This is a genomic window from Amphibacillus sp. Q70 (assembly GCF_052055485.1).
Lineage (GTDB): Bacteria > Bacillota > Bacilli > Bacillales > Amphibacillaceae > Amphibacillus.
Genome location: NZ_CP197171.1, coordinates 666,628 through 679,168, shown reverse-complemented (window position 1 = coordinate 679,168; position 12,541 = coordinate 666,628). Strand labels below are relative to the sequence as shown.

At 34.9% G+C, this 12,541-nt stretch carries 12 protein-coding genes; 7 read left to right on the top strand and 5 right to left on the bottom strand.

Going from position 1 to position 12,541, the window contains the following annotated elements; translation table 11 throughout:
• The 5 genes from ACS127_RS03010 to ACS127_RS02990 all read left to right on the top strand — a co-directional run bounded on the left by ACS127_RS03010 (position 1) and on the right by ACS127_RS02990 (position 4,512).
• Positions 1-609, top strand: a complete 609-nt coding sequence (locus ACS127_RS03010; RefSeq protein WP_440896994.1) for a 4Fe-4S binding protein — start codon at positions 1-3, stop codon at positions 607-609.
• A gap of 706 nt (positions 610-1,315) precedes the next feature.
• Positions 1,316-1,756, top strand: a complete 441-nt coding sequence (locus ACS127_RS03005; protein WP_440896993.1) for a sigma-70 family RNA polymerase sigma factor — start codon at positions 1,316-1,318, stop codon at positions 1,754-1,756.
• On the top strand, positions 1,734-1,973 hold the full coding sequence (locus ACS127_RS03000; protein ID WP_440896992.1) for a helix-turn-helix domain-containing protein: 240 nt from the start codon (positions 1,734-1,736) through the stop codon (positions 1,971-1,973). The genes ACS127_RS03005 and ACS127_RS03000 overlap by 23 nt, the downstream gene beginning before the upstream one ends.
• Before the next feature lie 469 nt (positions 1,974-2,442).
• Positions 2,443-2,703, top strand: a complete 261-nt coding sequence (locus ACS127_RS02995) for a DUF6870 family protein (protein ID WP_440896991.1) — start codon at positions 2,443-2,445, stop codon at positions 2,701-2,703.
• A 57-nt stretch (positions 2,704-2,760) separates the two neighbouring features.
• Positions 2,761-4,512, top strand: coding sequence for a recombinase family protein (locus tag ACS127_RS02990; RefSeq protein WP_440896990.1), 1,752 nt, complete (start codon positions 2,761-2,763; stop codon positions 4,510-4,512).
• A 26-nt stretch (positions 4,513-4,538) separates the two neighbouring features.
• Here the strand turns inward: ACS127_RS02990 and ACS127_RS02985 are convergent, their stop codons facing one another.
• Positions 4,539-5,174: a hypothetical protein gene (locus ACS127_RS02985; protein WP_440896989.1), complete on the bottom strand. Its 636-nt coding sequence runs from the start codon at positions 5,172-5,174 to the stop codon at positions 4,539-4,541.
• A 1,012-nt stretch (positions 5,175-6,186) separates the two neighbouring features.
• On the bottom strand, positions 6,187-6,726 hold the full coding sequence (locus ACS127_RS02980) for a GNAT family N-acetyltransferase (RefSeq protein WP_440896988.1): 540 nt from the start codon (positions 6,724-6,726) through the stop codon (positions 6,187-6,189).
• A 612-nt stretch (positions 6,727-7,338) separates the two neighbouring features.
• Between ACS127_RS02980 and ACS127_RS02975 the strand changes: the two genes are divergently transcribed.
• Both ACS127_RS02975 and ACS127_RS02970 read left to right on the top strand, forming a co-directional pair.
• Complete coding sequence (locus ACS127_RS02975; RefSeq protein ID WP_440896987.1) at positions 7,339-7,896, top strand: CGNR zinc finger domain-containing protein; 558 nt, start codon at positions 7,339-7,341, stop codon at positions 7,894-7,896.
• A gap of 239 nt (positions 7,897-8,135) precedes the next feature.
• Positions 8,136-9,002 carry a DNA-3-methyladenine glycosylase family protein gene (locus ACS127_RS02970; protein WP_440896986.1) on the top strand — a complete coding sequence of 289 codons (867 nt, stop codon included), beginning with the start codon at positions 8,136-8,138 and terminating at the stop codon, positions 9,000-9,002.
• A gap of 229 nt (positions 9,003-9,231) precedes the next feature.
• Here the strand turns inward: ACS127_RS02970 and ACS127_RS02965 are convergent, their stop codons facing one another.
• From ACS127_RS02965 to ACS127_RS02955, 3 genes are all read right to left on the bottom strand, one after another.
• Positions 9,232-9,813, bottom strand: coding sequence for an NAD(P)H-dependent oxidoreductase (locus ACS127_RS02965; protein ID WP_440896985.1), 582 nt, complete (start codon positions 9,811-9,813; stop codon positions 9,232-9,234).
• On the bottom strand, positions 9,810-10,406 hold the full coding sequence (locus ACS127_RS02960) for a TetR/AcrR family transcriptional regulator (protein WP_440896984.1): 597 nt from the start codon (positions 10,404-10,406) through the stop codon (positions 9,810-9,812). The genes ACS127_RS02965 and ACS127_RS02960 overlap by 4 nt, the downstream gene beginning before the upstream one ends.
• 253 nt (positions 10,407-10,659) lie before the next feature.
• Positions 10,660-12,216 carry a serine hydrolase domain-containing protein gene (locus ACS127_RS02955; RefSeq protein WP_440896983.1) on the bottom strand — a complete coding sequence of 519 codons (1,557 nt, stop codon included), beginning with the start codon at positions 12,214-12,216 and terminating at the stop codon, positions 10,660-10,662.
• Between the last annotated feature and the right edge of the window lie 325 nt (positions 12,217-12,541).

The following is a 12,541-nucleotide window of genomic DNA, read 5'->3' as shown; positions in this document are numbered from 1 at the left end:
TTGAAAAAAAGAAAAATAATTCAAATTTCTACAACCATTTTATTTGTAATACTTTTAGTCCTTGGAAAAATTCAGCTGTGGATGGCTATGTTTGGAATTGGCCTATTACTATCAACTTATTTTGGAAGGTTTTATTGTGGCTATATATGCCCAATAAACACTGGAATAAAATTCATCGATGATAAAGCGGATAAAAATAAAAGAAAGAGAAAAACTGTTCCAGAAACTTTTAAGAAACTCTGGATTCGATATGGAATACTAGTACTATTTTTAGGAACTATGATCATAGTTTTTAAAACTGGCAAAAAGCTCCCTGTGTTACCAGCATTATTTGGTTTAGGAACAATAATTACAATATTCTATAAACCAGAGTTTTGGCATAGATATCTTTGTCCCTACGGGTCTCTACTATCTATCTTCTCTAAATTTAACAAAAGATCTTATATGCTGTTGAATGAAGATTGTATCAAATGTGGGCAATGTGTAAGTGCTTGCCCTTCTGATGCAATTTTATGGGAAGATAAAAAAGAATCTCCTATTATAATACAAAATGAATGTTTAATGTGTGGTAAATGCAAAGAAGTTTGTCCGACTGATGCTATAAAATAATGGTCAATTTAATAGATTTTAGGTAAAAGTCCTGAATCTTTTAATATATAAGTTGTATATTTTTATGTATTTTTAATTATAAGGATTTTGTATGAATAATCATGTAAAATCTCAAAAATATACCTTTAAATGAATATTGATATCTATTAACAGTATTTAAGGTACGCTTTAGATTTAAGTTGGGTATATAAGATGAATGTTATGGATAGGGAGAATAAGACTATAATAAAAAACTAAGGTATATGTATAAGCAAAAGTAAAAACCGTAGTTTCGGCGGTTAGTTGTATAGATATTATTAAATCAGATACGAAACGGCGGTTTTAGATAACAATCAAAGCCGCCTTTTTCCTTTTCAAAAATGGATTTTCGGAGGTTATATTAAAGTTTCCTTTTTTAAGGACACGGCGGTATCGCAGGAGGTATCGCCGTGTCTATTTTTAATTTTCTTGATTTCCTTTTAGTGTACTTATTAAAAAAAGATTACACCCCCCAAGGATATATTACTGCTATCAATATGAACACACACATCACCCAATAAACGCAAACAGTTCTACTAATGCTCGACTGTATATTCAGTCGGGCATTTTTGTGTTTTTCTTAATCTTTTTTCAAAATCTTTTTCAAAAGTTTGGCAGTTTTGCAATTCCCACCGTAGTAGTGGTGAAAGGGAAACAGCGGAGTCACCGCCCGAAAGGGGGTGGGAATGTGAAACCTAACAACCTTGAACAAAGCAAGCGACATGCCTTTGATAGCTTTTGCAAAAAGATACTGAAACATGAATCAAGAGATTATTACGATGAAATGAAACGGCAGCGTGATAAAGAAATATCCTTTTCTGATTTATCTGCAAAGGAGATCAATCAGCTTTATACGGAGGATAAATATTTTGCTACTGAGCAGATTTTTCAAGTTTTAGGTCTTGATGTCATTGTTACAGATGATGCTATCGCAAAGGTATTACAAGGTTTGCCAGAACGCAAACGTGATATTATCTTGCTCTCCTATTTCCTAGAACTGTCTGACCGAGAAATTGGGGACAAGCTGAATATGTTGCGTTCTACTGTTCAGTACCAAAGAACGAGTACGTTGCGGCAGTTAAAAACTTTAATGGAGGGAGATACCAATGAGCAACAAGAAAAGAAATAATCAGCTGCTTTCCTACCCTGTTATTGTATTAGCCTCTAATGGAGATGTGGACGCTATCAATGTCGTTCTGAAGCATTATGAAGGGTACATAGCTGCATTGTCTATGAGGACATTTTATGACGAAGGTGGTAATCCGCATTTATGTGTCGATGATGTATTACGCCGTAGACTAGAAACTAAACTGATTACCAAAATATTGACTTTTAAAGCGGCTTAATAATTAAATCTATGGAGAAGTACGCTTCCCCCTTTCCGTATTTCCTATCCATAGTTCTGTTATTAGACAAATGTTCCTTGACAAAGAAGGCAGATTAGATAACGACTTTGCAGTATAGGATAAAACGGATACTTTCCATTTATATCGAGCCAAGCGGTTGATACGCGATGACCTCTGTTTAGAGTAAGCGAACAATATCAAGACGCAAAACAAATATGGCAGTTTGTGGGCGATGACGTATAAATGGGACAATGATACTCCCCTATAGCCACAGTCCGAGCGTTCAGAGCGTCGCAGGCAATGGGTAGGGTTTCGGCAGACCGTCGAAAGGGTGTAATTCCCGTGGAGCTGTGCCAACAGCCATCCGATTTTATTTATCATATTGGACATTCTGTAGTTCATAGCATAGTAATGGAGACCGCCAATATTCAGTATGGCTTTTTCCTAAATTGGAAAAGGAGGAATGCCAATGATTACAAGCAAGCAATTAGGTGCTATGAGTGAACAAAATATTGAAACCTTAGAAAAAAATGAACTAGTAAATATTTCTACTATTAACATAAAAAATGAATTAACCCATGAAAAGAAAATTTTAGATTTTTTAGAGCAAATAAGAAATCCATACTGCTTTCGTTGTGGTGATGTTCCTGTTAGAGTATGTTTTTCTGAAAGTGGAACAACTCTCGAAACTGCTTTACAGGAACTGTTTATTCGCATACGACAAAGCTGACAGATTAAGTCTGGTGCGGCATAATGGAAATGTGGTTATGCGGGATTGGAGGCAAAAATGGCACGCATAAGAAAAACACAAGCAAGTGAAAGAAAAGCCGCATTAAAAAAAGCAGTATGGCGCATTGCTCTCTATATTCGTCTTTCTAAAGATGATGGTAATGATGAAAGTCTAAGTGTTACAAATCAGAAGAAAATACTGATGGAGTTTTTAGAAAAGTTTTTTGATGATGAGTATGTAGTAGTTGATGTGTACGTGGATGATGGATTAACTGGCACAGACTATGAACGTCCCGACTTCCAACGAATGATACATGATGTAGAGATAGGAAAAGTAAATTGTATTGTATGTAAAAATCTCTCACGTGCCTTTCGTAACTACTCTGACCAAGGATATTTTTTAGAAAACTTTTTTCCGATACACAATACTCGTTTCATTACACTTGGCGATCCAAAAGTAGATACTTTCTTAAATCCGGAAGCAGTCAGTGGATTAGAAGTTCCAATTAACGGATTAATGAATGACCGATTTGCTTATAAAACTTCAAGTGATGTTAGGAGAACTTTCGATACCAAAAGGCGCAATGGTGAATTTATCGGTGCTTTTGCTCCCTATGGATACGCTAAACACCCTGAAGATAAAAATGCACTAATTGTTGATGAAGATGCCGCACAGATCGTAAGGAACATTTTTCAATGGTTTGTCTATGGGGATGGCAGTACAAAAATCATTGTAGATGATGACGGAGTAGAACATGAAGTTTTGGTAGGTAATATGAGCAAAGAAGGAATTTCAAGAAAGCTCAATGAACTAGGTATCCCTAATCCTGCCATGTATAAAAAACTAAATGGATCTAAATATTATAATCCTAATATCAAGAAGAATGATGGTCTGTGGACTGGAAGTGCAGTATCAAGAATTTTGCAAAACAAGGTTTATATAGGGACTATGGTACAAGGAAAGGAAAGGATAATTAGTTATAAGGTACATGAAATGATAAGAGTCCCAGAGGAAGAATGGTATCAAGTAGAAAAAACTCATGAGGCTATTATTACATTGGAACTTTTTGAAATGGTACAAGAGTTACAAAAAAAGGACACACGTGCTGCACCAGGAAAAAAAGAAAATTATCTATTTGCAGGTTTTCTGAAATGCGCGGACTGTGGAAAGGCAATGACAAGACGTCCATCGAAAACATTTGTCTACTACTACTGCTCTACCTATAAAAGAAAGTCAAAAGACAAATGCACAAAACATACCATGAGATTAGATATTTTAGAAAATGCGGTTTTAACAGCAATCCAAAAACAAATTGAATTGGTTGAATCACTGGAAACAATTATTGAGAACATTAACAAAGCTCCTGTTGTTCAAACAAAGTCTATTCGTTTAGAAGAACTTTTAAAACTCTGTATTCGGGAACATGAAAAAAATGAAAATTTGATTACAGGTTTATATGTAGATTGGAAAAGCGGAGACATTACTCGTGAACAGTATCGGAAAATGAAGGCTAAGTTTGAACAAGAAGAAGAACAGCTTAAAAACAAGATTGAGCATCTTAAAGAAGAAATTGATACAATGAAAAGAGGTGTCGCCACTGATGACCCGTACTTTCGAACATTTATGGAGTGTAAGAACATAAAAGAACTTTCTCAAGCTATTCTTATGGAACTTGTAGAAGTCATTCATATTCATGAAAATGGTGAGATAACAATATATTTCAAGTTCGAAGATGAGTACAAACGTATTGTAGATTTCATTGAAAACAACAAAAATACACTGTCTATAGTGGAGAATGATGTAAGCTAAGGTAGCTGAAAACAATTCTTCTTTTTTCATAGGCAGTGTTGAGCATAAACTAACGTACCCGTGGCCCCAGTAGCGCCCGTAGGTCCGGTAGGTCCTGTGGCTCCGGTAGGTCCTGTGGCACCAGTGGCGCCAGTAGGTCCCGTAGGCCCTGTGGCTCCAGTAGCGCCTGTAGGTCCAGTCGGTCCCGTGGCTCCAGTAGCGCCTGTAGGTCCAGTCGGTCCCGTGGCTCCAGTAGCGCCCGTAGGTCCGGTAGGTCCCGTGGCTCCAGTGGCGCCAGTAGGTCCGGTAGGTCCTGTGGCTCCAGTGGCGCCTGTAGGTCCGGTAGGCCCGGTAGGCCCCGTTGGTCCAGTAATTCCAGTACCTCCATCAGGAATAATGTTAGTTACCTGTTTTAATTTATTATCCAATAGTAATTCCTTCTTCATAGTTGTCGCAAGCATATCTTGAACGACCTCATTTACTTCAAGTATTTCAGGTAATGTTGCTGGCGGTGTAAGGCCAGGAATGGTTCCTAATGCATATTGGATTTTTTCACCTTCTGCATTAATAATATGCGAAAGCCCTAATTCCTCCATCGCAATAGACGCTAATAGTAGATTAATTGCATCATCTCTTGTTATAGATATATTGGGTGTGATATTTGGGAGATTTGGTTGGGACATTATGATTCTCCTTTCATTTGAAATAGATACTTTGAAACAGAAACTTTTGTACAAAAAGGCATTAACAAATGCTACTTTCTCAGTCAGTATATTCTTGCTCTAGAGAACGGTGTAGACGTATTACTATTATTTTCACATTCATGAAAAATGGGGCGATAATGTCTTATTTACTCTTCTCTAAATCAATCGACCAGTATTACATTTGTTTAGTTTAAATTTGTGGTGATTTTGTGTGCAAAGGTTAAATGCTCAATATTTCAAATGACAAATCTTTTTAATAAAGGAATTTAAAGATAAATCACTGAAGAATCAATTATATAAAAAAGACCTTCGAGATATGATAGAGACCGGTACTACGATGCCTCAAAATCAAGTATCTGAGAAGGTATAAGCTATCTTTACAGTGGGTTTTGCTACATAATAAATCTTTGACTTGACTAACAGATAAAGTAATTACTATTGGTATTAATTTTGCAAAAGACAAATACATTTCCTGAGAGGTTGACGTTCGTAGCGTGATTTGTTGTAATAAACGACTTTTAGAAATGGAATAAATGAGGACTGTCAAGGAATAAACTGAGTGAATAATGTTATGTTGAAATATAAAAATTACTAATCACAAAATAATATATGAATGTAATGACTTCATATAGCTTCAAACCATTTCTTTAATACTTTTTTCAGTTAAACTAAGATTACGTTAAAATTTAATGTTACTTTTTACTAAAGAAAACTTGTCATCTTAAAATAGGTATTAATTGTATTGTAATTTTACATAAGTAGACTTATTTTGTTTATCACAAGTAACCATCTTTAAACCCCGAGGCAACAATGATAATGATTTTCGGTGGGGTTAGTAACCGCAAATATCTGCGGTGGAGCAAGTAATCGCAAAACCACTACGATAGGACGAGTATCCGCACTAAGGAAAGCTACGAAGCATTCATATCGTAAGAATAAGAGTTTTGCTTATTCTGAGTCCCAGTCTCAATCAGAGAGAGAATGTGAATTCCTACTGATTGGAATTTCGCTTTATATGATAAAGAACATGTTTGCTTAAAGGACTGTCTTTCTTAATTTTCGGGTGATCAAAGGTTTTAATAAAATTCATTCCGTTTTTTATCATGACATTTTTCGAAGGCTTATTAATATCAGCTGTAAAACTATAAACATCACTAAAACCCAATGTGTTAAATCCATACTGCAAACAGGCTGCCACACCTTCAGTGGCATATCCTTTCCCCCAAGCCTCTTTCTTCAATCGCCAGCCAATTTCAATACACGGTGTAAAATCAGCCTCAAATGCTGCTTTATGAAATCCTATAAACCCGATAAACTCTGTATTTTCCTTTGTTTCCACGGCATATAATCCAAACCCATATTCCTCAAACTCGGATATAATTAATTTATAAAACTCATTGGTTTCAGTGAATGATAAAGTACCGGGAAAATACTTCATAACATTTTCATCTGCATTTAATCGACTAAATGGTTCTAAATCTGCTTCATCCCAGTCGCGTAATTGTAATCTTGATGTTTCTAAATATATCATTTTATGCCTCCTAAATGAGTCTTACTGGACAGTTTATCACACTATCCTATTTTAAAATGCTTATTTACCTAGAAAGGGGACTACTGAAACAGCGCCTAATTGTACAACTCTTGTGCCCTGTTTATAGGAAAATAACAGATAATAATTTTATGAAAATTTATTGGAATTTTTAAAGTATCTATATTATGACTTGTTAAAATGTAAATTGTAAAGACTACATTTCTTGCCTTAGAAATGTAGTTTATTGCTGAATAAGCCTATGGCTACCCTTAATAATGATCAATTAAGATATTATTTGAGAAAACCTATTCTTTGATAAATATTAATTAGAAAGAGGAGCATTTGAATTCATTAATAATTATGCCTCTAACAACAAGGCAATGATACCATTTTCCTCATCTGTAATGAAAATAAAGTTGTTTAAATCGATCATTTTTTACACGGTCAATCCGACAATGTTACTTATTCTTCATAAAATTAGCTTGCCACCATAATTCACCTATCTTTTTGTTCATAAAGTAAAAACACTTTTTGTAATGGTTAATTTACGTTTTAAGTATTACGTGATATAATAAAAAAATAATACTAACAATAAATAAAGGAGAAGACAACGTGGCTAGCGATATGATTTGCTTGGATATTATAAATACGATGTGGTATGACTATCGTGGAACAGGAAAATCCGAAGATCGGCTAACAAATTCTAAATGGGTGAAATATTTTATTGAGGATTGGAATCTAACTTATTTATCTTATCCTTCCGATCAGACAATTCATGAATTGCAAAGTTTACGTCAATTGATGAGAGATATGCTTCAAAAAACAACCCAGAATCAGTTGCCATCAGCTGATGAATTAATGAAATTAAATACTTTTATGGATAAAGCAAAACGTAGTCCAGTTTTAAGTAAGAAGGAGGACCACTTTGAATTAGAATTGGTATCTGATAGACAGAGTTGGGATACTTTTATCTCTGAAATTGCTCTATCCTTTTCCAAATTATTTACTAAAGGAGAATATAAGCGTGTGAAGTTTTGTAAGAATGAAGATTGTCGATGGGTTTTTCATGACAATACAAGGAATGGACGCAAGCATTGGTGCAGTAGTGATACATGTGGAAACTTATCTAGAGTGCGAAGGCATAGGGAGACACTGAAAGAGGAAAAGTAATGAATACTTAAAGAGGCTATAGATGTGGCTTTGATAATGTCAAAAGAACAAATTATCCAAGAATGAAAAAACGTTGCTAATGATTCGGAGTATTATAATTTTAATGAAAAAGTGAACGTTCTTAATTACTTAATGATTTATAACCTTCATCTTGTTGACATATTGCAAATATTAGAAAGCACTAAGGAACTTAGGAGTCAGAATTTAACGTAAACTAATTTGAAAGGCTGGTATAGATCATGAAAATTCCCTTACATGAAACATTTAATTTTAAAGCTGCGATAACGGATTATGGCTGGTGGATGTTATCGCCTAATGATTGGCATGATGAAGAATGTTTATTTTATCGTCCGATCCGATTAAGTAGGGATAGAAATCTATTATTGTGTATTTCAAAACACAGTAATCATTTGATGATCAATACCGAAACTGAAATGTCTTTAGATCATAACGACATGAAAGAGATTAAAGACCAAGTATCATGGATGTTTAGATTACAAGATTCCTTTGAGCCGTTCTATGCTCTATGCCATGATCATGAGGAACTTTTACATATTCCCGCAAATAGAAAGGGAAGACTTTTGCGTTCGCCTTCACTTTTTGAAGATGTTGTAAAAGTCATATTAACAACAAATACAAGATGGAAGCAGACCATGAATATGGTGAGTAACCTTGTGAATGGCTTGGGCGAATCAGTAAAAGCCAATCATCAGAATGAATTCAAAACCTTTCCAACACCTGAGAGAGTGCTAGAAGCTGGCGAATCATATCTGAAGGAACATGTACGAGTGGGCTATCGAAGTGCATACATCATTGATGCAGCTACAAAAGCATTAGATCCTGTTTTTGACCTCGAATCCTATAAAGTATTAGACAGTGATATTACAAAATTAAAGGAGATCAAAGGTGTTGGCCCTTATGCATTTAACACACTCGCCATGATACTTGGGAAATATGACTTATTACCTGTTGATTCAGAATATAAAGCTCATGTGATCAAAAAATATTTTAATGGGAAGAAACCTACTAAGCAAAAACTAGAAAGTGTATATGATAAGTGGGGAAGCTATAAATTTCTTGCCTATTGGTATGATATATACTCATAGTAGGGAATGTAGGCTAAGTTCATGGCGTTCTGGGATTGGGATTACTCGCCTCACCAAAGACATTTGCGCTTAATTATTGCTCCACCAAAAGCGTGTGGGGCTATGATTACTCGTCCCATCGAAAACATTTGGGACTGCGGTTACTCGTCCCATCGAAAATATTTGCACTAGTGCATCCTATACGCCGAAAAACTCCCACTGATTGAAGTTTTGTTTTATGTCAAACCACTCATATCTGTAATTTCCTTTCAAGTGATTTTAAAAATAGTTCACGTTTTTCTTTTGTACTAGTTGTGATTCCACCAAAATTAATCCAATTACGTCTTTTGATACCGATTTGCTTAATTGTCCCATTTAAGAATACCTTTTTAATAAAATTACCACTGATGAAACGTAGATACCAAGTAGGTGAAGTCGAGGTTGTGATAACTGTAGCTGAATGAATAGATGTCAATAGTCCTTTTATCCCGGTAGGCTTGCTTTGATAAGCGAATGTTTGCTTCATCACCTTATCGAAAAACCCCTTGAGAATTGCAGGAATGTCATTCCACCAGATTGGACTAATTAAAATAATTGAACTTGCTTCATTTAGTTTTTCTTGATATTGAACAACCAAGGGATCAAGTGTTTTACCTTGAGAAAATAATGCAAGTTCTTCCGCTGTATAACGTGGGTCAAAATCATCAACATACAGATCAATGATTTCATATGACTTATTTTTATTTTCCAGTATATTTATTACATTTATTAAAATGGCATGATTAAAGCTTCCTTTATATGGGTGTGCATAAATAATTAGTGTTTGTTTCATATGTCTATCTCCTCCTTATCTGTCTTAATGAACTTATTTAAGGCTTGCTCTAATAACTTATAATCATAAATAGCTACTCCGTTTAGCACTAGTAATGTATATCCTTGAATAAATGCCCATAATTCAATAAATAATGTACCTTCATCTATATGTGGATTAAATTCCTCTTTAGCTTGATGGATTAGATTTTTATATTCTTCTAAGAATACAAATGGTGTATTATGTTGTTCTTTATAGCTGCTGCGAGCATAATCACTAAAAAATAAAAAATCCATTAGATTTGTATCTTTTACTGATTGATTTAAAAGTACCTCTCCGAGACGAGTGAGTTTTTGCTTAACAGTTGGTTTCTCTTCTGATAATTCTTCAATTTCTACTTGATATTTCAAGTAAATATCCTGTGAAACTTGAACAAGCGCATGTTGAAGTAATTCGTCCTTATTGTGAAAATGTCTATATAATGCTGTTCCTGTAATATTGTATTTCTTTGCAATTTTTCTCATGGAAATTGTTAAATAGCCATTTTCTTTAATTTCTTCTACAACAATTTCAATAATTTTTTCTTTCGTATCATTCATTCTCTTATCTTTCATAATTATTCCTCCTAAATATAGGTTAACATCGTTAACCTATATTTGCAAGTATGTTCAAAATAGTTATTTTGAACACTTATCCTCTGTAATTTTCCAATTATCCTGCTTGATTAGCATCAGTTCAAACAACGATAATTGCGTCGTTTTGTTCCTTGGACAACGTATCTTACCGCTGTTTTTTAGATAGCTTTTTTAATTCACACTTTTTCTCGGTAATTGAGAACATTTTGTCATTATTAAACTAGAGTAAAGACTAACGAAAACGGTTTTTTCTAATAATAAAAACACTTAACAAAAACCCAATCTCAATCAAGCCTTTAATAACCACAAGAATAGCCATTATTTTTAGCCACAGGATTAAATCGGGTTGATAAATGGTGAAAACATGCCATAAAGGGATTTGAGTCGTCCACGTCATCCAAAGGATACCAGCAGGCCAAATAAAATGAAGGCTGGAAATAAACACAATTTTCCATGTTAGTTTTGTCCGGCTGAAGTCTTTTTGTTGCCATATATGGAGGCGTCGTTTGAACATTCGCCAAATGGATAGAACAAGACATACACTGAGCAATAAAAGGATTGTGTTCATCAATCCATATTTCTGACTGATAGTCAAGCCTTGATCGGGTATAGGCTGGTTGGTCATTAAACTAAATATACCTGAAGCAATATGGGTAGCAGTTGTGATCTCTGTATTTGGAAAAGATGAATCAATGACTCCCAATGCGTTTGTGAGCACAATAACCCCAAGTTGTTCATCAGGAGAAAACCAAGTATGTGCTTGATAGCCAACAGAGCCACCTGCATGTCCGATAACTTGTATCCCATGGATGTCATCTACAAACCAGCCAATAGGGGGTGCATCTGTTATATTTTGCATTAAATCAATGGATTCTTTTGTAAGGAGGGGCTCATCTTCTAATGCTCTGCTGTTTAATTGTGACAGAAGAAACTGACTCATATCTTTGGCGCTGGACATGATAAAACCGGCTGGAGCTTCGCCACGATTGTATACATACGGACCATGATAGGGTAGATTCCAACCAAACCATCGATTGTGTGGGGTAGCTAAACCTTGTTCGAGTGCTTCACCCCTGAGGACAAAACTATTATCCATTGCTAACTGAGAGAAAATGTTCTCTTCCATATATTCATTATAGGATTGACTGGAAACCTTTTCTATGATTCTCCCAAGTATAATGGTGTTCACGTTTGAGTATTCATAGGACTCACCAACAGGCCGATTGAGCTTTTCTTCACCTTCAGTAAAAACACTTGCACTTTTCTTTAAGGCATCTGCGTCATTATTGGTCATGAACATTGTTTTGTAAGCAGATGATTGAGAGAAGCCGCTCGTTTGTGTTAGTAAATGGCGAACAGTCATTGCAGATGAAGCATCTTCAGATTCATCATGTCCAATCACCTGAAAGGTTGGAAGATATTTTTTTACAGCAGTATCTAAGTCGATTTTGTTATCTTCCACTAGTTGTAATATCGCAATACTAGTAAATGGTTTGCTGATCGAACCAATGCCAAAAGGCGTGTCTGGCGTCACAGGTTGCCCAGATGGATCACTATGGCCGTAACCTTTTAAATAAACAATTTGATCATCTTTTACAATTCCCACAGATAAACCAGGAATTTTTTGAGCCTTCATTTCAGTGATCAAATAGTTATCGATCTCGGAAAACATATCTGATGTTTCGTCGCGATCATGATTAGATTTTGGTAACAAAAGAAAGTACCCACTAATCGATAGCAAAATGATCAACACTATAATTACTAAAAGGGTTTTACTTTTTTTATTCATTCCAATAGTACCTCCCAAATAAAAAATATGAATGATTAATTATTTAATTCATTCACTATTCGGTGAAAAAGTACACACTTAATATAAGCGATGTTAATGGCTACAAACTATTGACAAGCCTTCCAGACAACAATACAATCATCCCTTCTACTGTAAAGCAGCAATAGTATGGATCTGGTGATGATCTGACTGGTTTGACCAAATGCTCAGCAATAATTTATAATAGTGAATGAATATAAATTATATTCATTCACTATTATAAACGAAATGACGTGGATTTTCAAACGAATATTTATTTTTAATTGTTTGTCATATCGTCAATTGT

What these genes read in the sequence shown, in the direction of transcription:
- ACS127_RS03000 (WP_440896992.1), top strand. Translation starts at nt 1,734, where the DNA reads ATGAGCAACAAGAAAAGAAATAATCAGCTGCTTTCCTACCCTGTTATT.
- ACS127_RS02995 (WP_440896991.1), top strand. Translation starts at nt 2,443, where the DNA reads ATGATTACAAGCAAGCAATTAGGTGCTATGAGTGAACAAAATATTGAA.
- ACS127_RS02990 (WP_440896990.1), top strand. Translation starts at nt 2,761, where the DNA reads ATGGCACGCATAAGAAAAACACAAGCAAGTGAAAGAAAAGCCGCATTA.
- ACS127_RS02985 (WP_440896989.1), bottom strand. Translation starts at nt 5,174, where the DNA reads ATGTCCCAACCAAATCTCCCAAATATCACACCCAATATATCTATAACA.
- ACS127_RS02980 (WP_440896988.1), bottom strand. Translation starts at nt 6,726, where the DNA reads ATGATATATTTAGAAACATCAAGATTACAATTACGCGACTGGGATGAA.
- ACS127_RS02970 (WP_440896986.1), top strand. Translation starts at nt 8,136, where the DNA reads ATGAAAATTCCCTTACATGAAACATTTAATTTTAAAGCTGCGATAACG.
- ACS127_RS02965 (WP_440896985.1), bottom strand. Translation starts at nt 9,813, where the DNA reads ATGAAACAAACACTAATTATTTATGCACACCCATATAAAGGAAGCTTT.
- ACS127_RS02960 (WP_440896984.1), bottom strand. Translation starts at nt 10,406, where the DNA reads ATGAAAGATAAGAGAATGAATGATACGAAAGAAAAAATTATTGAAATT.
- ACS127_RS02955 (WP_440896983.1), bottom strand. Translation starts at nt 12,216, where the DNA reads ATGAATAAAAAAAGTAAAACCCTTTTAGTAATTATAGTGTTGATCATT.